The organism is Hymenobacter canadensis (assembly GCF_027359925.1).
GTDB lineage: Bacteria > Bacteroidota > Bacteroidia > Cytophagales > Hymenobacteraceae > Hymenobacter > Hymenobacter canadensis.
This window is the reverse complement of sequence record NZ_CP114767.1, coordinates 2,188,869-2,209,247: the sequence shown is the minus strand read 5'-3', so window position 1 is coordinate 2,209,247 and position 20,379 is coordinate 2,188,869. Positions and strand designations below refer to the sequence as shown.

Here is a 20,379-nt window from a genome sequence, read left to right as displayed (position 1 = left end):
GGCTGACCTGCGCCAATTATCTGTGCCAAACCAGGCGCTGCAGGCATGTAAGCGAGGGTCGAGTACCAGAAAACGACAGGATTTTTGCTGGTATTATTTACAGGAATAATAGTATATATTTCCTGAGCATTACGCTTCACTTCCCACTCTTTTTTCCTTCTCACCTATGCAAAACTCCTACTCTTTTGCCCGGCTGGCCCGTTCGCTGGGCGGGCCGCTGCTGAGCGTGCTGGTAGCCGTGCCAGCGCTGGCCCAGGATGGCACGCGGCAGCCCTATACGCTGCAGGGCCGCGTCACCGATGAGCGGGGGCAGGGCCTGCCCGGCACCACCGTGCTGCTCGGGGGCACTACGCTCGGCACCGCCACCAACACCGACGGCAACTACACGCTGCCCGTGCAGGTGGCGCCCGGCACTTACACCCTCACGTTTTCCACCATCGGCTACCGCACCCAGAACCGCACCGTCACGGTGGGCAGCAGCGCCAGCGTCACCACCGACGTGTCGTTGGCCGAAGCCAGCCAGAACCTCGACGACGTAGTGGTTATCGGCTCCACCATCAGCGTGAACAAGCGCGAGCTTGGCAACGCCATCAGCACCGTAACGGCCCGCGACCTGGTGCAGAGCGGCACCGGCGGCGCCCTCAACGCTTTGCAGGGCAAGCTGCCCGGCGCCCAGATCGTGCAGAACTCCGGCGACCCTTCCGGCTCCATGTCGGTGCGGCTGCGCGGGATTCACTCGCTGCGGGGCTCCTCCGACCCGCTGTATGTGATTGACGGCGTGATTGTGAGCAACAACAGCACCAACGTGTCGCAGCTGGCGGCGGGGCCGGATATCGGGTCGGCCAACGCCGGGCAGAACCGCCTGGCCGACCTCAACCCCAACGACATTGCCAGCATCAACGTGATAAACGGGGCGGCGGCGGCGGCGCAGTACGGCTCGCGGGCCTCCAACGGCGTGGTGCTCATCACCACCAAGCGCGGCGTGGCCGGCGCGGCGCGGGTATCGGTGTACACCAGTTTCAGCATCAACGAGCTACGTAAATCATTGCCGGTGAATACCTATGGCAAGCAGTTTGGGTTTGCGGGGCTGCGACTCTACACCATCGGGGCGCCAACGCCCCAGCAGCTGACTGCCAACCCCAGCACCACCACCACCGGCATCACGCGGGCCGGGGCCACCACCCAGCTGGCCACCAACCTCGTGGACGTGCCCCGCTACGACTACTTCAACGACATCTTCCGAACCGGCTACGGCACCGATAACGGCGTATCGGTGGCGGGCGGGGCTGAGCGGACGCAGTATCTGGTGTCGGCGGGCTACCTGAAAAACCAAGGCATTATCGACGGTACTGACTTCACGCGCTACAACCTGCGGGCCCGCGTAGAGCAACGCTTCGCCAGTTGGGCGCGGGCTTCGGCGGGCATTGCCTACAACAACAGCTTCTCAAACGAGAAAGCCAATGGCAACGTGTTCTACAGCCCCATTAACTCCATCAACATCACCAACAACATCTACGACATCAACCAGCGCGACCTCAACGGCAACCTGCAGGCCGTGGAACCCACCCGCGTCAACCCGCTGTCCACCATCGAGGACATGAAGTTCACGCAGCGCATCAACCGCACCATCAGCGACCTGCAGGTGAACCTAACGCCGTTTGCGGGCTTCTCGCTCGACTACATTCTGGGCGTGGATACCTACTCGCAGGCGGGGCAGAACTACATCCGGCCCTACCCGTACCAGGCCACGGCCGGCCTGCCGCTGGCCCGCTACCCGCTGGGCTTCGCGGCCAACGCCAACAACAACGTGCTGCAGTTGAACTCCGACGTGAACCTGGGCTACGAGCGGCAGTTCACCGAAAACCTCAAGCTGACGCTGCTGGCCGGTTACAGCTACCAGTACCTGCGCAGCGAGCTGGTGCGCACCCAGGGCCAGAACCAGACGCCGTTTATCTCCACGGTCAGCGGCTCGGGCAGCACCACGGTGGCCTCCAGCTACGGGCTCGATCAGTTTGATCTGAGCGGCGTGTTCGGCCAGGGTACTATCGGGTTTCGCAACCTTGCCTTCCTGACGGCCGCCATCCGGCGCGACCGGTCGTCGAAGTTCTCGCCTTCCGAAACAAACCAGTATTACCCCAAAGTGAGCGGCTCACTGGTGCTGTCTGATCTGGGCTTCTGGAAGAATGCCGGCTACGCCACGGCCTTCAACTCGTTGAAGCTGCGCGCTAGCTACGGCGAGGCCGGCAACCTGAACGGCATCGACAGCTACGACCGATTCTACCAGTTTACGCCAGTGGCCTTTCAGGGCCGCGCCACGTTTCTGCCCAACGCTCGCCTGGCCAACCCGCGGGTGCGGCCGGAGCGCGTGGCCGAGCTGGAAGTGGGCGCCGACCTGGGCTTCCTGAACGACCGGCTGGGCCTGGGCGTGACGGTCTACGACCAGAAAACCAAGGATCTGGTGGTGGACCGCACGATTGCGCCGTCGCGTGGGGGCTCGTCCATTGTGGAGAACGTGGCCCGGCTCAACAACAAAGGCGTGGAGGTGCAATTGAGCGTGTCGCCGGTTAAAACCACCGATTTCAGCTGGGACTTTACGGCCATCTACAGCCGCAACCGCAACAAGATTGTGGACCTGGTGGGCTCGTCGGCCATCCTGATTGACAACGTGACGGGGGCGCCGGTGTATCTGCTGAACGGGCAGCCTGCGGGCGTGTTCTACGGCTCGGCCTACGCCCGCAACCCCGACGGCTCGCTGCTGCTCACGCCCCAGGGCTTCCCGCAGGATGAGCGCACCACCGGCCAGAGCACCGGTTCTACGGCCTTTACGCCGGCCCGCAACTCCGACGGCCAGCCCAGCTACGCGCAGGGCACCAGCATTGCCAACGTGGTTATCGGCAATCCCAACCCCGACTGGACCGGCTCGTTCAGCACCAACTTCACCTACAAGCGGCTGGGCTTGCGCGTGCTGCTCGATGCCGTGCAGGGTGTGGACGTATTCAACGCCGACTACCGCACCCGGCAGGGCGTGGGCCTCGGCGACCTGGCCGAGAAGGAGCTGCGCGGTGAGCTGCCCCGGGGCTACATCTTCAGCGTGTACAACACCCAGGAGTTTCGGGTGGATGACGGCTCCTACGTGAAGCTGCGCGAAACCGCCCTGACCTACACGCTGCCTACCGTCAGCAAGTCTATCAGCAACCTGAGCGTGTCGGTGGTAGGCCGCAACCTCTACTCCTGGGACGACTACAAGGGCTTCGACCCCGAAACCAGCGCTGGCGGCTCGTCGGATCTGCTGCGAGCCATTGACTTCGGCAACGTGCCGATTCCGCGCACTTACCAGCTGCGGCTGGCTGGCACGTTCTAGGCCCGGCTGTCCCTTTTCTCCCTCACTTCGATTCACGCCATGAAAAAGATACTGGTTTCGCTGGCTGCCCTGACCGTGCTGACGGTCAGCAGCTGCGACAAAGAATACCTGAACCCCAGCACCGCCAGCCAGGAGCAGGTGGTCACTAACGCCGACGGCCTGATTACCGTCTGCAACGGCCTGCAGTCGCGCTTTACTACGGGCGGCGCCCTGAGCCCGATTTACAACACCGTGGCGGCCGGGGGCCTGAGCACGCGCGAGCTGACGGTGATTAACGTGGGCAACATCGAGGAATTCAACGTGAGCCTCGGGGCCGGCAACGTCACCAACCTCAACGGCGTGGTGCGCAACGTCTGGACCCAGAGCCAGCTGGTGCGCGCCAACGCCGACTTGGTGCTAGCCAACGCCGGCAACGCCGCCGACCCCGGCACGCGCAGCGGCATTGTGGCCTACGCCAGCATCTTCCGGGCGTTGGCCATCGGCACGGTGGCGCAGTATTTCGAGCAGCTGCCCATCACCACGGCTACCAACGCGCCGTTTGTGCCGCGGGTGGCGGCGCTGCAGTCGGCGGTGGCGCAGCTGGAAACGGCGGCCACCCAGCTGGCCGCCAACCCGGTTTCGGCCGATTTCAACAGTAAGATTATCGGCGGCATCAACCTCGCCAACACCCTGCAGGCCCTGATTGCGCGCTACAGCCTGCTGGCCGGCGACTACGACAAAGCCATTGCGGCCGCCGCCCGCGTCGACCAGGTTAGCCGCTCTTATTTCACGTTTGATGAGCTGGCCCGCAACGCCGTGTCGGAGGTGGCCTTCGGCAACCGCAACGTGTTTGAGCCCACCGACGTGAACCTGGGCCTGACCGGCGCGCTGGCGCCCGAGGCCGGTGACCGACGCATTCCGTTCTATACCCGGGCTTCGCCTACCCCCACCCAGAACCGGGGCACGGGCTTCTACACGGCCAGCGCCGCCCCGGTGCCGGTGTACGTGCCCGGCGAGATGCTGCTGATCCGGGCCGAGGCCTACGCCCGCAAAAACGACCTGCCCAACGCCGTGACGGAGCTGAACCGGGTGCGTACCAGTACGGCGGCGGCCACCACCCTGACCGTGGGTGCCGCTGCGTACCCCACGGCGCCTCCCGGGGCTGGGCTGGCGGCGTATGGTGGCGCCCTCACCCAGGCTGCCGTGCTGCTCGACATCTATCGCAACCGGCAGGTAGAGCTGGCCTTCCAGGGCTTCCGCCTCGATGACAGCCGCCGCTTCAACCGGCCCGGCCCGGGCACAACCGGGGCCGAGCGCAACCGCAACTTCTTCCCTTATCCGCGGGTAGAGCGGGAAAACAATGTGAATACGCCCGAAGATCCGGCTATTTAGGCTGACCCAAGCGGGTAGGACACACGGCTGGCTTCTGCTTCGGGCGGAGGCCAGCCGTGTGCGTTGCGCGCTGGCCGTAAGCACGAATAAACGCTCGTGGCGTGGCCGTATTTTATAGCTTTGGGTATTCCCGCTTCTCTGATACTTGCTGCTAATCCCGCCATGCAAACCACCACCCAGGCTGCTGTAGAAACTACCGGTGCCGTGCCGCTGGCCGAGGCCTCGCAGCCGGCCCGCCTCATCAGCCTCGACGTATTCCGCGGCCTCACCGTGGCGGCCATGATTCTGGTGAACAACCCCGGCGACTGGGGCCACATCTACGCGCCGCTGGAGCACGCGCACTGGCACGGCTGCACGCCCACCGACCTGATTTTTCCGTTCTTCCTGTTCATCGTGGGCGTCAGCATCGTGTATGCGCTGGATGGCGCGCGGCGGCAGCCTGAAACCCAGGCCCGCACGATGGTTCGGGTGCTGAAACGGTCGGCCATCCTGTTTGGGCTGGGGCTGCTGGGGGCATTGTATCCGAAGTTTGAGTTTGACACGCTCCGGATTCCGGGCGTGCTGGCCCGCATTTCGTGGGTGTTTCTGGTGTGCGGGGTGCTGTTTTTGAAAACCACGCGGCGGCAGCAGTTCGGGCTGCTGGCCTTCGTGCTGGTGCTCTACAACGTGCTGCTGCAGGTGGTGCCGGTGCCCGGCTACGGGGCCGCCAACCTGGAGGCCGGCACCAACCTCGGCGCTTGGCTGGATCGGCTGGTATTCACCGAAAGCCACCTCTGGAAAAACAGCCGCACCTGGGACCCCGAAGGTTTGCTCGGCACGCTGCCCGCTATCGGTACGGGTTTGCTCGGGATGCTCACGGCGCAGTGGCTGCGGCGCAAGGACGTGGAGCCGGCCGCCCGCGTGGCTTGGCTGTTTGTGGCGGGCGGCGCGGCGGTGCTGCTGGGCCTGATCTGGAACGGCTGGTTTCCCATCAACAAAAGCCTCTGGACCAGCTCCTACGTGCTCTATACCGGCGGCCTGGCCATGATGGCCCTGGCGGCCCTCTACTGGCTGACGGACGTGCAAAACCACCGCGGCTGGTGGACCCGGCCGGCCCTGGCCTACGGCGTGAATGCCATTACCGTTTTCTTCCTCTCGGCCATCGTTTCCAAAACCCTCAACCTGATTAAAGTCGGCGACGTGACGCTGCGTGCCTGGCTCTACAACACGTTCTTCACGCCCTACTTCAGCCCTGTCAACGCCTCGTTGGCCGGCGCGCTGGTGTGCGTGCTGATCTGGCTGGGCGTGCTGTGGGGGATGTATAAGAAGGGTGTGATTATCAAAGTGTGAGGCCGGCTTGCTGGTATTACAAAGTGCGCCAGAATCAACAGGATGTCGTATCTATGGGACTATGAAAAATTATCTATTGACTATGGCGGCCGCGCTGATGCTGGCTGCCCCTACCGCAATGGCCCAGGCGCCTGCTGCTCCCGCCGCTGCCCAGCCTATATCCAATAGCCTGCGCAAGGCCGCCGAGGAGGCATTGGAAGTGGCCAACACGGAAAAGAACATAGCAACCTCCATCGACCGGATGCTGGCCATGCAGACGCAGCAAAACCCTAATGTGAAAGCCATGGAGCCGGTCTTCCGTGAGTTTTTCAACAAGTACATGAGCTGGGCGGTCATCAAGGAAGACCTGGTGCAGCTCTACGCCCGCGAGTTCACGGAGAAGGAGCTTAAGGAAATGACCAAGTTTTACCAGACACTTGTCGGCCGCAAAGCCCTGGAGAAAATGCCGATTCTTATGCAAGGCGGCATGGAAATCGGGCAGCGCCGGATGCAGGAGCATATGCCCGAGCTGCAGCAGGCCATTGCGGAAAAAATGAAAAGCCAGCCCCCAACCACCGACAACTAAACTGCCACAGAAACGCGGCAATGTTTTGACCTCGTTACCAAACGCGCCGGCTGCCACTACAGGCAGCCGGCGCGTTTGCGTTATTAGGTTGGAGTTGCTACGGCCATTGGTATCCCGCGAAATTCTTCCGGAGTTGCGTTTTGAGGAGCTTGCCGGTGGCGGTGTGGGGTAGCTCGGTTACGAATTCCACGGCTTCCGGAATCCACCAGCGGGCTACTTTGCCGTCGTAGAAAGCTAGTAGCTCTTCGGCCGTGACGGTGGCCTCGGGCTTGCGTACTACCACCAATAATGGCCGCTCGCTCCACTTGGGGTGGGGCACGCCGATAACGGCGGCCTCGGCAATATGCGGGTGCCCGATGGCCAGGTTTTCCAGCTCGATGCTGGAAATCCACTCGCCGCCCGACTTGATGACGTCTTTGCTGCGGTCGGTGATTTGCATGAAGCCGTTGGGGTCGATGGTGGCCACGTCGCCGGTGCGGAACCAGCCGCTGGCGGTCAGCTCGCCAGGGTGTAGGGTGCGGAAGTACTCGGCCACGATGAACGGCCCGCGCACCAGTAGGTCGCCGAACGCCACACCGTCGTGGGGGAGGGGCTGGCCGGCATCGTCCACAATCTGCATATCCACCCCGAAGATGGCGCGGCCCTGCTTGGTCTGGATGGCAAACTGCTCGTCGGGGCTGAGGCTGAGCTGCTGGGTCTTGAGGGTGCAGACCGTGCCCAGCGGCGAGGTTTCGGACATGCCCCAGGCGTGCCGGATTTCCACGCCCAGCTCCTCATCAAACGCCTTGAGCAAGGCCGGCGGGCAGGAAGCGCCGCCCACAATCATGCGCCGCAGGGTAGTGAACTGCAGCTTTTTCTCGCGCATAAACGTCAGCAGCCCAAACCAGATGGTGGGTACGCCGGCCGTGAAGGTCACGCCCTCCGTCTCGTAGAGCTCGTAGAGGCTGGCCGCGTCGAGGCCGGGGCCGGGCAGCACCAGCTTGCAACCGTTGAGCGGCGCCGCGTACGGAATGCCCCAGGCGTTAACGTGGAACATGGGCACTACTGGCAGCACCGTGTCGCGGGCCGAGCAGTTGAAGCAGTCGGGTAGGGAGGCAGCGTAGCTGTGCAGCAGCGTGGAGCGGTGCGAGTACAGCACGCCCTTGGGCTGGTCGGTGGTGCCGGAGGTGTAGCACAGCGAGGAGGCCGTATTCTCGTCGAAATACGGCCACGCGTACTCGGCGTTTTCGGTGGCCAGCAGGTCTTCGTAGCAGCGCAGGTCGGGCAGGGTGGTGGTTTCGGGCATGTGGGCCCGGTCGGTCATCAGTACCCAGCTTTCCACCTTAGGGCAGCTGGGGGCCAGCTTTTCCACCAGCGGCAGGAAGGTGAGGTCGAAGAACAGCAGCCGGTCTTCGGCGTGGTTGATGATGTAGACCAGCTGCTCGAAAAACAGGCGCGGGTTGACGGTGTGGCACACAGCCCCGCTGCCCGACACGCCGTAGTACAGCTCCAGGTGGCGGTGCGTGTTCCAGGCCAGCGTGCCCACCCGGTCGCCGCGCTGCATGCCCAGGCGGGCCAGGGCGTGGGCCAGCTGCCGGCTGCGGCGGCCCAGGCCGGCGTAGGTGTAGCGGTGCAGGCCGCCCTCGGCCAGCCGGCTCACGATTTCGGTGTCAGCGTGCCACTTTTCGGCGTGTTCGAGGAGGCCGGCGATACGCAGCGGCTCCTGCATCATGAGTCCTAGCATGGGAGGTCGGTTGGGGGGAGTTGGCAGGGCCATAAGCTACAGAGAAAACTGCGGCTCCGCTACCGTAACTACCGTTCTGCCGAATTTTATGCAGCCCTTAGGGCAGCCGGTACCACAGGCCGGAGCCGTCTTCCTGAAACCCTACCACGCCTTTCCTCTTGGCGTAATACAGATAGCGGTTCCGTTTGCCGCCAGCAGGAATCGAATTAGGGTATTTGTTTCGACAAAAAATGACCTGTGGGTGGGTAGTTGGCCCTAGGCGTACTGTTGGTAGCAGCTTTATGCCCGGGTAATAAAGCGTGTCTATAGATACTCCAGCATTGACAGAATCGATTGGTAAATAGGTGTTATAGAACGATTCCCACTCTGCTGCTGCTCGTAGCTCTATGCCACCCACTGGCATACTGTATAAGTGCATATCCAGAGCTACCCAAGGTTGCGACGTTGAATCGGTACGCTGAACTTTAATCGTGAGATATTGATATAGGGGAGGTTCTTTCTGCGGAAAAGGAAGCCACGAGCCGCTTTGGTACTGCGTTTCCATACGGTCCTGTACCTCTATAACCCGGTAGGTTCGGATTTTGCTGCTCTTATCATGCCCAAACCGCAGCACTTCGCCGGTGCGGTAGGGCTGCCAGGCCAGCTGCTCGGCCGAGAGTTTGAATTCCTGGGCCGGATCTTTGGCGCAGCCCGACACCAGTCCTAACAGGGCAAAGGCGGGCAACAGATACGTGTGTTTCATAGTCATTGAATTATAGTAGGATAGAGCCGCAAGTAGGTGAATAAGTTGCACAAAAAATGCCCCGGCCAGCTGGCCGGGGCATTTGCAATACTGGTCGGAAGGGCCGGTTACTTTGCCTGCCCGATTTGCGTGGCGGCGGGCACTTCCAGCAGCTGGCCGCTTTTCACGTCGTAGATGTAGCCGTACACCGGAATCGTGGCGGGTACGAGCGGATGCTGCCGGATGCGCTGCACGTCGTCGATGACGCTTTGCTCCAGGTTCTTGAAGGTCAGGAAGGCAATGTTGCGGGCTTCCGCCGAACCGGGGCCCTGGCCTACATCGTGCCAGCCGTTTTCGTCCACAGTAGCGGTTTCGAGGCTGCTAGCCAGCAGGTCGCGCATGATGTCGTCGGTGAAGAGCAGCATGCCGCAATCGGTGTGGTGAATGACGAAGAACTCTTTGGTGCCGAGTAGCTTGTAGGAAATCACCAGCGAGCGGATGGCGTCGTCGCTGGCGCGGCCGCCGGCGTTGCGGATAACGTGGGCGTCGCCTTCTGACAAGCCGGCGTACTTGGCCGGGTCGAGGCGGGCGTCCATGCAGGTGAGGATGGCAAAGGCGCGGGCCGGCGGCAGGGCCAGGGAGCCTTTGTCGCCGAACTCGGCCTGATACTGCTTGTTGGCAGCGAGAACTTCCTGTAGAATCTGGCTCATGGCGGGCGCGTTAGGGGTGAAAGATGAGGTGCCCCACTACAAGAGCCGTTGCGCCCGAATTGTTGCGCTTGTGCCCACGGCGGTGGCTATTCCTCCACCGTCGTTTCCACGGCCTGCCGCTGCACCGGCCGCACGCTTTCCAGCGCCACCTGCAGCACGCCGGAGCGCACGCTCCGCTCCGTGATTTTGTTGTTGCGGCGCGTGGGGTTCACCCGGTTGGTGAGCACCACGCAGGTCAGTTCCTCCTTGGGGTCAACCCAGAAATAGGTACCCGTAAAGCCGGTGTGCCCGTAGCTCTGCTGCGACACACTTTTGGCCGAGTTTACCGTGGGGTTGGCGGCGGGCCGGTCGAAGCCAAGGGCGCGGCGGTTGTCGGGGCAGAACTGGCAGCGGGTGTACTCCTGCACGGTTTCGGGCTTGAGCAGCTGCTGGCCGCCGTACTTGCCATTCCAGGCGTAGAGCTGCACCACTTTGGCCAGATCGTTGGCATTGCCGAACAAGCCGGCGTGGCCCGAGAGGCCGCCGAGCAAAGCCGCGCCCTCATCATCGACGGTGCCGTGCAGCAGCTGCTTGCGGAACAGCGAGTCGTACTCGGTGGGCGTGATGCGGGCCAGCGGGAAGCGGCGCGTGGGGTTGTAGCCCAGCGTGGTGGCCCCCAGCGGCCGGTAGATTTCGTCGGTGATGAACTGGTTGAGGGGCTTGCCGCTGGCGGCCTGCACGAAGCGCGGGTACAGAATAAACGACAGGTCGGAGTAGACGTAGCCGGGTTTCTCGTTCAGCGGCGACTCGGCAATGACCTTGGTTATCAGCTCCGGAAAATCCTGGCGGGCCCACAGGCCGGTGGCGGCCCGCAACGGGAAGCGCGCCGACGAATCGGGGCGGAAGTAGCGGCGGCTAAGCTCCGAAGGCCGCGTGAGCGACACTTCCTTGGTCGCTGGGCTCTTGCCGAGCAGCGAGTTGAACAGGCCGCGCGGCTTGGTGTAGTCTTTCCAGAACGGAATCCAAGCTTTGAGGCGGGCCTGGTGCGTGAGCACGTCGCGCAGCTTCAGGTCCTGCTTGTTGGTGCCGCGCAACTCCGGCAGCAGCTCACCCAGGGTCATGTCGGGGTTGAACTTGCCCTGGTCCTGCAGGCGCATCAGGGCCGGCAGCGCCGCCGATACTTTGGTCAGGGACGCCAGGTCGTAGAGGTCGGTGTTGCGGACGGCGCGGCTGGCCCGGCCGGCCTGGCTGGGCGCATCAGCAAATGAGTGGGTACCGTAGCTTTTGCGCAGCACTACCACGCCACGCCGGGCAATGACCACCTCGCCCCCGGGGAAGGCCTTGGCCGCCACGGCGCCGTTCATGATGGAGTCCACACGGGCTTCGAGGTTGTTGTTCATGCCCACGGCTTCGGGGAAGCTGTAGCGCAGCCGGGTGCCGCCCTGCGTGCTGAGGCCGGCGCCGTAGCTGTACTTGTCGCTCACGGTCACGGGCAGCTTGCCGCTGGCCGATATGCCCCCGAAAATCACCTCGGCGGCCACGTCCTGCGCGTTTTTGCTTTCCTGATAGGCCAGCACCACTGCATCGGCGCGGTCCAGGTCCCGGATTTTGGCCACGGCATAGGCATTGCCGAACACCGACACCACCAGCTTCTGGCCCTGGCTGCCCAGCTCGCGCAGCAGCACGTTGGTTTCCGAGGTTACCCCGAAGTTGGTGGCCGGCAGGCGGCCGAGGTTGTTCACCCCAATCAGCACCGTATTAAAGCCCTTCAGCGTTTCGCGCATCCGGGTCAGCTCATCCAGGCTGGGCGTGGCCGAAATCCAGAAGTGACGGGCCGGAGCGTAGTCGGCCACCATGCGCTGGAAGTCGGTGGTGTCTTTGGTGCCGATGGTGAGCGTGGCTAGGCGCAGCGTATCGAGGCGCTGCAGGGGCAGTAGGTTGCGCTGGTTGCGCAGTACCGTCACAGACAGCTCGGTGAGGTGCTGGCTCAGGTACTGGGCGTGCGGCGTGTTGAGGTCGGCGGTAATATTCTTCAGGTCGATGGGGCGGTATTTGTCGAGGCCGGCCCACTGCTTTAGGGCCAGCATCTTGCGGCAGCGCGCATCAATGGATTCCTGGGTGAGCTGGCCGGCGTTGATGGCGTCGCGCACCATGCGCAAGGCCAGCGGAATGTTCTTGCTGAACTCCAGAATGTCGTTGCCGGCCTGCAGGGCGCGCACGTCGGCGTCGCCGGGCGGGTACTTCGATATCACGCCCTTCATGTTCATGGCATCCGTGAATACCATGCCCTCGAAGCCCATTTTCTGCTTCAGCAAGCCCGTGGTAATCGGCCGGGAAAGGGTGCTGGGCATGCCGGTGGTGTCGAGGGCCGGAATGTTGAGGTGGGCCACCATCATGCCGCCCAGGCCGCGCGCCATCAGGCTGCGGAACGGAAACAGCTCCAGCGTGTCAATGCGCTTGCGGTCGATGCGCAGCAGGGGCAGGGCCAGGTGCGAGTCAGTGTCGGTGTCGCCGTGGCCGGGGAAGTGCTTGGCGACGGCCAGGATGTTGGCATCCTGCATGCCTTTCATGTAGAGGTAGCTTTTCTCGGTCACGCTCTGCCGGTCTTCGCCCCAACTGCGGTAGCCGATGACGGGGTTGGCGGCGTTGTTGTTGACATCGACCACCGGCGCAAAGTTGACGTGCATGCCCAGGCGCTTGAACTGCGCGGCCACCTCGGTGCCCATGTCGTACATCAGCTGGTTGTCGCGGATGCCGCCCAGGCTCATCTGGAAGGGAAAGCGCTGCACGCTGTCGAGGCGCATGCCCACGCCCCATTCGGCATCCATGGCCACCAGCAGCGGCACCTTGGATTGGGTTTGGTAGCGGTTCAAAAGGCGCGACTGCCGCACCGGCCCGCCCTGGAAAAACACGATGCCGCCGATGCCATACTGCTGAATCAGGGTTGTAATCGAGTCTTCGTCGATGCGCTTGCGGTTGGAGTAGGCGGCCACCATAAACAGCTGCGCCACCCGCTGGTCGGGCGTGAGCGTGGCCATCACCGAATCAACCCAGCGCGAGCCGGCCAGCTGGGCCGCGAAAGGCACGGGCTGATTTTTCGGAGTTGCTTTGGTTGCTTTAGCGGTGGGCTTAGGCGTAGTAGGCCGGGCCGGGGCTTTGGCGGCGGGTGCCGCGGTGGGCCGCCGCGGTAGGGTGCGGGTTGTCTTCTTCTTGGCGGTAGCCTGTTTACGACGCTGTGCGGAGGCGTCCGGGGGGCTTAGCAGTGCCAGCAGCAGCCACAGAAATGGAAGGAAGCGGGGGAAGGACAAGATCGAGGAGGATGAGTGATAGGGCGAATTTACGGGAATCGGAAGGATGCAGTAAGCCTGAGTAGAGTTCAGGATACTATTTCACTTCCAGCTCCTGCTCATAGAATACTTGGCCGTTTTCTCCGCGCAGAGAGGCCGTGACGAAAAGCCGCTGGCGCTTCTGGCGGAAGCGGAAAAGCCCGTAATGCTTCTGGTTCACGAGCGGCCCCACGCGGAGGTCGTTTGGCTCGCCGGTGTTATTCGTGGCCGGGTGCGTGAGGCCGCTGGAAGTGACTTCCAGCACCGGCGCCGCCAGGCCCGGCACCGCGAGGCGCGACATCTCGCCGATGTGCCGGTCGCCACTGATGAGCAAAACGCCTTTGGGATGCGTCTCGGTGAGTAGGGCCAGCAGGCGTTGGCGGGCCGCCGGGAAGTTGGCCCACTTCTCGAACCGGTGCTGCTGCGGCAGAAATTGAATGCCGCACCCAATAATGTGCGCATCGGCGTCGGAGGCGCGGAGCTGCTGCGCGAGCCAGGCCCACTGCGCCTCGCCCAGCACGTCGCCGGTGGGGTTAGGCTGATATACCTGGTTGGCGTTGCGGTAGAGCGTGTCCTGAAAATACCGGTCGTCGAGCAGAATCACCTTCACCTTTTTGCCACCCACGGCATAGGTGTAAGCCGCGTAGATGCCCTCCTGGCGGCGGCGCGGACTATCGGGCGGCTCCTGCAGAAAGTCCAGGGCCAGCTGCTGGTTCTGGGCCTTGAAGGGGTAGGTTTTGTCGCCATCGTTGCGGCCGTAGTCGTGGTCATCCCAAGTGCCGATAATGGCCGGTACCTGCCGACGGAACTGCGCGTAATCGGGCTGATTGAGTTGGGCGTCATACTTGGCCTTTAATACAGCCGGGTCGTCGGAGTCGCCATAAATATTGTCGCCAAGCCAGACCCAGACATCGGGTTTCTGGGCGGCAATGTCGTTCCAGAGTGGCTGCGGCAGGGTGTGGCGGTTGCAGGAGCCGAAGGCAATGGTCAAGGCGTTCTTCTGCGCTTCGGCGGTACAGTTGGTCAGCAGGCTGGCCGCCAGAAGTAGAAACAGGGGCTTCTTCATAGTGTAAAGATGCAGTTTTTGGGTAGGGGCTGCGGGCACCAACAATTGTGGTGGACTAACGGCCGTGTTGAAAGAGGCGGTATTGCACCGCTGATTTCTGCGGTTCGCTAGAGTGGGCCTACTTTTGCAGGTGCCGTATATGCTTGCGGGCCGCGGCGGCGTTAGCGCCGTAGCGGTTTATCTTCTCACCTCAACCCCGGCCGTTTTGATTCTGCGTTCCTTTCTCTCTTTCGTGCTTTCCTTTGGCCGCCCGGCGCGGCCCGTGGGCCTGCTGCTGGCGGCGCTGCTGCTTGCGCAGGCCGCCCAGGCCCAGGTGCAGCTGCGCGGCACCGTCGTCGACAAAGACACCCGCGAAACGCTGCCCTTTTCCAGCGTAGTGGTGCGCGGCACCACGCGCGGCACCACCACCAACGCCGACGGCGAGTTCACCCTCTCGGTGCCCAATCTGCCCGTCACGCTGCTGGTGTCGGAGCTGGGCCACCTCAAGGACACCATTCGGGTGACGAGTGCCGCGGAGCCGCTGAAGCTGGCGCTGGCCACGGCGGCCGTGGCGCTGCCCGAGGTGAAAGTGGGCAGCTACCCATTTCAGCTCGTTGACCGCGCCTACCGCCAGATGCGGGCCGGCTACCGCCAGAAGTTCTACGGCAAGGCTTTCTACCGCCAGATCACGCGCGTAGCCAACCAGCCCACCGAGCTGCAGGAAGTGGTTTGGAACGTGAAGTCCAGCAACGCCCGCATCGATGGCACGGCCATTGCGCAGGGCCGCTACGCCGCCGTGCCCAGCATCACCAACTTCAGCAACTTCTCGCTCTACACCCGCTCCTACGGCCTGTTCGATGCCAACGCCGACACCACCCGGTCATTGGCGCTGCTCAGCCCCAACGTGGTGCAGAACTACCTGCTGGAGCTGAAAGGCATTGTGGCCTCGGGCCCCGACAGCACCAAGGGCGGCATTGCGGAAATCACCTTCCAGACCCGTCCCGAGCTGACCAAGTACAAGTCGGAAGGCACCATCTGGATTGATATCGACAGCTACAAAGTGGTGCGCTACCACATGACGTCGCCCAACTTCACGGGCTCCACGTCGGACCCCAGCCAGAAATTCCGCAACACCCAGCTGGAAATCGAAATGGCCTTCCGCAACGACGACCCCGCCGTGGTGGTGGCCCCGCTGGAGTACATGAAGGTGAACCTGGCCGCCGACCTCACCAGCCCCGGCAAGTCGGCCACGCCGCTGACGGTGTCGTCGTTCACGTTCTTCTATGACACCGATACTACGCCCACCACTATTCCCTACGCCCGCGTGAGCGTGGACGACCGGGACCTGTCCGCCATCAAAGCCCTCAAATACGACCCCGAATTCTGGGCCAACAACCCCGTAGTGCAACGTACCCCCGTCGAAGATGAGGTCATTGCCTCGTTCGAGAAGCGCGGCGCCTTCGGCACGATGGTGAAGAAAGCCGCCCCCAAACCCGACGTGCGCATCCGCGACGGCCGGATTATTAGGTAGTGCTCAGTGCATAGTGCTTAGTGCCTGGGAACGAAAAAATAGAAAGAAAAAGAGGCCCCGCCGTAACCCGGCGGGGCCTCTTTCATACATACTAAGCACTAAGCACTAAGCACTAAGCACTAAGCACTAAGCACTAAGCACTAAGCACTAAGCACTAAGCACTAAGCACTAAGCACTAAGCACTAAGCCTAACCTTTGCGCGACTCGTCGTAGCGGCTGTTTACTTCGCCCCAGTTCACCACGCTCCAGAAGGTTTTGATGTAGTCGGGGCGCTTGTTCTGGTGCTTGAGGTAGTAGGCGTGCTCCCACACATCGAGGCCCAGCAGCGGCGTGCCGCGCTGAATACCGGCCACGTCCATCAGGGGGTTGTCCTGGTTGGGGGTGCTGGTAATCATCAGCTTGTTGGCCTTTTTATCGTGGATCAGCCAAGCCCAGCCGGAGCCGAAACGGCCGGTAGCGGCCTTCGTGAATTCCTCGGTGAACTTCTCGTAGGAGCCGAAGTCCTTGTTGATGGCCGCCGCGAGGCCGCCAGTCGGCTGCCCGCCGCCCTTGGGCGAGAGAATCTGCCAGAAGAAGGAGTGGTTCCAGTGGCCGCCGGCGTTGTTGCGGATGGCGTCGGGCTGCTTGCTGGCCGAGGCCAGCAGCTGCGCCAGGGTCAGCTTTTCCTCGGGCTTGCCCACCACGGCCTCGTTCAGCTTCGACACGTACGTTTTGTGGTGCGCGTCGTGGTGGATTTCCATGGTTTTGGCGTCGATGTGCGGCTCCAGCGCATTGAAGGCGTAGGGCAGCGCCGGCAGCGTGAAGGGGCCGTCGGCCATGGGCGTGGCACGGGCTTCGCGTAGCAGCTTCTCTTCGTGGGCAGCGGCCAGTACGGCGGGGCTTACCAGGGCGCCAACCATCGTCAGCAGACCGTTTTTCAGAAAATCTCTCTTAAGCATGGCGGAAGGAAATAGAAGAGTGGTTGATCAGGAGGGTGTACCCGTGCGGCGGGGCTGGGGTTGCGCATCGTCTGTCATTCCGAAGTAAAGCGAGGAATCTCGCCAGTGTGATATATCACTACACTGGCAAGATTCCTCGCTTTGCTCGGAATGACAGACTACTTGTGAACCCTACGGATTCGTGCTCCACATGCTGGCTTCCTTGATGAAGATGCGGCGGTTGAGTTTGAGTTGGGCCACCATGAACTCGGCCAGGTCTTCGGGCTGCATCACCTTGTCGGGGTTGCCGTCGGTGAGCTTATTGCTGATGGCCAGATCGGTGGCTACGGTGCTGGGTGTGAGGGCCGATACCCGGATGTTGTGCTTGCGCACTTCCTGCATCAAGGACTCGGTGAGGCCGAGCACGGCAAACTTGGAGGCGCTGTAGGCGCTGGTGGTGGCGGCGCCGCGCTGCCCGGCCGTGCTGGCCACGTTGATGATGTCGCCGGTTTCGCGGGCAATCATGCCCGGCAGCACGGCGCGGGTGGCGTAGTAGGTGCCCATCAGGTTCACCTGGATGATGTGCTCCCACTCGGCGGGATCCATGTCCACGAGCTTGGCAAACGTGCCGATACCAGCATTGTTGATCAGGATGTCAATGGAGCCGAGCGCCTCGGTGGCCTGCGCTACGGCGGCTTCCACGGCGGCGCGGTCGGCAATGTCGGCGGCCAGCACTACGGCTTTCACTCCGAGCGCCTCTATCTCTTTGGCTACGTCCTGCAGCTGCGTTTCGGTGCGGGCCAGCAGCGCTACGTGCACGCCTTCCTGGGCCAGCGCTATTGCTACGGCGCGGCCGATGCCTTTGCCTGCGCCCGTTACCAGGGCGTTCTTTCCGGCTATTGATGCCATACTGTTGGGGGTAATTGAAGTTGAGGGTGTAAAACTATCCGAGGCGGCAAAAGTTGCCTGTGGCCCGGTGTGGTGCCCCGACTCGTTCCAGTCGTGGTACCACTATCGTTGAACGGCGCGGAGTTGAATCGTTCAACGATAGTGGTACCACGAAGCCTTCGGCAATTCGTGGTACCACACTCGGAGCCTCATCCAGCCCCTGTACGCAAATTCCAATAAATGCGTGATCTTTCCGGCTCTAAACCCACTCCTTCGCTTCGCATGAAAAAAATCGTTCTGACGGGCCTGCTCCTGAGCACGCTGCTCAGCGCCTGCAACCAGACGCCGCCCAAAACCGAGGACGCCGCCGCCGTTACCAGCCTGGCCGACGTCAAGGAAATCAGCCAGCTGTTTGCGCTCTACTGGGAAGACAACGCCAAGCTGTTTCCGCTCGATGCCACCACCCAGGGCGACAACCGCTACAACGACCAGCTGCCCAACGACGGCACCGAGGCGTTCCGCCAGAACCTGGCCGCCACCTACCAGAAGTACCTGGAGGCGCTGCAGAAGTTCGACCGCGCCACACTGTCGGCCAACGACAAGGTTAGCTACGATATCTTCAAATACGACCTCGAAAACAAGCTGGAAGGCCTCAAGCTCAACACCTGGATGATACCGTTTCAGCAGTTCTGGGGCCTGCCCATAACGATGGGCCAGTACGGCTCGGGCGAGGGCGTGCAGCCCTTCAAAACGGCCAAGGACTACGACAACTGGCTGGGCCGCGTCAAGGGCTTCTCGGTGTGGGCCGATACGGCCATCAGCAACTTCCGCGCGGGCATGCAGACCGGCGTGGTGCTGCCCCGCACGCTGGTTAAAAAGATGATTCCGCAGATGCGCGACCTGGTGGTGACGGACCCCACCAAGAGCCTGTTCTACGGCCCCATCAGCAAGCTGCCCGCCGACATGCCGGCCGCCGACAAAGACCGGATTACGGTCGCTTACCGCAAGGCCATCATGGAGGATCTGGTGCCGACGTACAAGAAGCTCGGCGACTTCCTGGAAAAGGAATACCTGCCCAAATCCCGCGCCAGTACTGGTATTTCGGGCATTCCGGGTGGCGCGGAGCTGTATAAGTACTACGTGAAAACGTGGACCACCACCGACAAGACGCCCGAGGAAATCTACCAGACCGGCCAGCGCGAAGTGGCCCGTATCCGGCAGGAAATGGAGAAGGTGAAAACCCAGGTGGGCTTCAAAGGCGACCTGCCAGCCTTCTTCGCCGCCCTGAAAACCGACCCCAAGCTGATGCCCTACAAAACGCCGGAAGACGTGCTGGGGGCTTTCCGCGCCATTCAGGCCAAGATTGATCCGAACCTGAAAAAGATGTTCGGGCGCACGCCCAAAACGCCGTTCGAAATCCGCCAGACCGAGGCCTTCCGCGCCGCCTCGGCCTCGGCCGAGTACAACCAGGGCAGCCCCGACGGCTCGCGCCCCGGCATCTTCTACATCCCGATTGTGGACGCTACCAAGTTCAACACCACCTCGGGCATGGAGTCGCTGTTTCTGCACGAAGCCATTCCGGGCCACCACTACCAGATTTCGCTGCAGCAGGAAAACGAGGACCTGCCCAAGTTCCGGCGCTTTGCCTGGTACGGGGCCATGGGCGAAGGCTGGGCCCTCTACACCGAAAGCCTGGGCAAGGAACTGGGCCTTTACCAAGACCCCTACCAGTACATGGGCGCCCTCGGCGACGAGATGCACCGCGCCATCCGGCTGGTAGTGGACGTGGGCATGCACACCAAAAACATGACCCGCGAGCAGGCCATCAAGTACATGATGGCCAACGAAGCCATCAGCGAGGATGGCGCTACGGCCGAAATTGAGCGCTACATGGCCATTCCGGGCCAGGCCCTGAGCTACAAAGTGGGCGCCCTCAAGATCCAGGAGCTGCGCCGCAAATATGAGGAGCAGCTGGGGGCACACAGCACTACCAAGCTGCGCGAAAAGTACGCCGGCCAGAACCGCGCCCATTTCAGCCTCTCCGACTTCCACGACGAGCTGCTGAAGGATGCCGTGATGCCGCTGGCGGTGCTGGAGCGCAAAATGGACACCTGGGCTGCCTCGCAGAAGTAAGCGCAGCACGCAAACAAAGTACGTCAGGCTGGGCTTGTCGAAGCATCTCTTCCTAGCGGCAGAGCTGCCTCAGCAAGCTCAGCTTGCTTTTTACTACCACTTATACCGTCATGCGCCACCTTACTTCCGATGATATTCTGGGCCTGGAGAAAATCTTTCGCCTCAATCTCATCAATGCCCTGCCCGGCTACAAGCCGGCCAACCTCATCGGCACGGCCACGCCCGATGGTGCCACCAACCTGGCCATTTTCAGCTCGGTGCTGCATCTGGGCTCGGCGCCGGCGGTGCTGGGCCTCGTCACGCGCCCAACCACCGTGCCACGCCACACCTACCAGAACCTCAAGGATACGGGCTGCTTCACCATCAATCACGTGCCCACCAGCCACGTAGCGCAGGCCCACTACACCTCCGCCGACTTCCCCGCCAACGAATCGGAGTTTGACGCCTGCGGCTTCACGGCGGCCTGGCGCGACGGTTTCCCCGCGCCCTACGTGGCCGAAAGCCCCATCAGCATCGGGCTGCGCCTGAAAGAGGAACTGCCCATTCACAACGGCACGGTGCTGCTGGTGGGCACCGTCGAGCACATCTACCTGCCCGAGGCCCTGCTGCTGCCCGACGGCACCCTCGACCTGCCCGCCGCCGAGGCCGTCTGTATCTCCGGCCTCGATACCTACTATCAGGCCCAGTCCATCGGCGCCTTTGCCTACGCCCGCCCCGGCCAGGGCCCCCAGCCAAAGTAGCCTGTTGTCATTCCCCCCTCCGGTCGGAATGACAGTTGCC

General features: G+C 62.5%; 14 protein-coding genes. 7 read left to right on the top strand and 7 right to left on the bottom strand.

The window, feature by feature from the left end; translation table 11 throughout:
- Nucleotides 1-166 precede the first annotated feature (166 nt).
- From O3303_RS09520 to O3303_RS09505, 4 genes are all read left to right on the top strand, one after another.
- Entirely contained in the window at nt 167-3,361 is a 3,195-nt protein-coding gene (locus O3303_RS09520) for a SusC/RagA family TonB-linked outer membrane protein (RefSeq protein ID WP_269561827.1), read from the top strand.
- Between the two features lie 39 nt (nt 3,362-3,400).
- Nucleotides 3,401-4,732 (top strand): RagB/SusD family nutrient uptake outer membrane protein, encoded by a 1,332-nt coding sequence (locus tag O3303_RS09515; RefSeq protein WP_269561826.1) that lies wholly within the window; start codon nt 3,401-3,403, stop codon nt 4,730-4,732.
- Between the two features lie 162 nt (nt 4,733-4,894).
- Nucleotides 4,895-6,061 carry an acyltransferase family protein gene (locus tag O3303_RS09510; protein ID WP_269561825.1) on the top strand — a complete coding sequence of 389 codons (1,167 nt, stop codon included), beginning with the start codon at nt 4,895-4,897 and terminating at the stop codon, nt 6,059-6,061.
- Between the two features lie 61 nt (nt 6,062-6,122).
- Complete coding sequence (locus tag O3303_RS09505; RefSeq protein WP_269561824.1) at nt 6,123-6,626, top strand: DUF2059 domain-containing protein; 504 nt, start codon at nt 6,123-6,125, stop codon at nt 6,624-6,626.
- Between the two features lie 97 nt (nt 6,627-6,723).
- On the opposite strand, the gene O3303_RS09500 is transcribed toward O3303_RS09505, so the two are convergent.
- The 5 genes from O3303_RS09500 to O3303_RS09480 all read right to left on the bottom strand — a co-directional run bounded on the left by O3303_RS09500 (nt 6,724) and on the right by O3303_RS09480 (nt 14,151).
- Nucleotides 6,724-8,349 carry a 3-(methylthio)propionyl-CoA ligase gene (locus tag O3303_RS09500; protein ID WP_269561823.1) on the bottom strand — a complete coding sequence of 542 codons (1,626 nt, stop codon included), beginning with the start codon at nt 8,347-8,349 and terminating at the stop codon, nt 6,724-6,726.
- A gap of 97 nt (nt 8,350-8,446) precedes the next feature.
- The gene (locus O3303_RS09495) at nt 8,447-9,091 is read right to left on the bottom strand and encodes a hypothetical protein (protein ID WP_269561822.1); all 645 of its coding nucleotides are present in this window, start codon (nt 9,089-9,091) and stop codon (nt 8,447-8,449) included.
- Nucleotides 9,092-9,198: 107 nt separating this feature from the next.
- On the bottom strand, nt 9,199-9,780 hold the full coding sequence (locus O3303_RS09490; RefSeq protein ID WP_269561821.1) for a beta-class carbonic anhydrase: 582 nt from the start codon (nt 9,778-9,780) through the stop codon (nt 9,199-9,201).
- Nucleotides 9,781-9,866: 86 nt separating this feature from the next.
- A complete protein-coding gene (locus O3303_RS09485) occupies nt 9,867-13,067 on the bottom strand; it encodes a serine hydrolase domain-containing protein (RefSeq protein ID WP_269561820.1) in 3,201 nt (1,066 codons plus the stop codon).
- Nucleotides 13,068-13,143: 76 nt separating this feature from the next.
- Complete coding sequence (locus O3303_RS09480; protein WP_269561819.1) at nt 13,144-14,151, bottom strand: alkaline phosphatase D family protein; 1,008 nt, start codon at nt 14,149-14,151, stop codon at nt 13,144-13,146.
- A 205-nt stretch (nt 14,152-14,356) separates the two neighbouring features.
- On the opposite strand from O3303_RS09480, the gene O3303_RS09475 reads away from it, so the two are divergent.
- Nucleotides 14,357-15,661, top strand: a complete 1,305-nt coding sequence (locus O3303_RS09475) for a carboxypeptidase-like regulatory domain-containing protein (RefSeq protein WP_269561818.1) — start codon at nt 14,357-14,359, stop codon at nt 15,659-15,661.
- Between the two features lie 188 nt (nt 15,662-15,849).
- On the opposite strand, the gene O3303_RS09470 is transcribed toward O3303_RS09475, so the two are convergent.
- Together O3303_RS09470 and O3303_RS09465 are read right to left on the bottom strand one after the other, a co-directional pair.
- A complete protein-coding gene (locus O3303_RS09470) occupies nt 15,850-16,599 on the bottom strand; it encodes a superoxide dismutase (RefSeq protein WP_269561817.1) in 750 nt (249 codons plus the stop codon).
- Between the two features lie 171 nt (nt 16,600-16,770).
- A complete protein-coding gene (locus O3303_RS09465; protein ID WP_269561816.1) occupies nt 16,771-17,487 on the bottom strand; it encodes a 3-ketoacyl-ACP reductase in 717 nt (238 codons plus the stop codon).
- A 261-nt stretch (nt 17,488-17,748) separates the two neighbouring features.
- Here O3303_RS09465 and O3303_RS09460 point away from each other — a divergent pair, with 261 nt between their 5' ends.
- Both O3303_RS09460 and O3303_RS09455 read left to right on the top strand, forming a co-directional pair.
- Complete coding sequence (locus tag O3303_RS09460) at nt 17,749-19,599, top strand: DUF885 domain-containing protein (RefSeq protein WP_269561815.1); 1,851 nt, start codon at nt 17,749-17,751, stop codon at nt 19,597-19,599.
- A gap of 110 nt (nt 19,600-19,709) precedes the next feature.
- The gene (locus O3303_RS09455) at nt 19,710-20,339 is read left to right on the top strand and encodes a flavin reductase family protein (RefSeq protein ID WP_269561814.1); all 630 of its coding nucleotides are present in this window, start codon (nt 19,710-19,712) and stop codon (nt 20,337-20,339) included.
- The last annotated feature ends 40 nt before the right edge of the window (nt 20,340-20,379 follow it).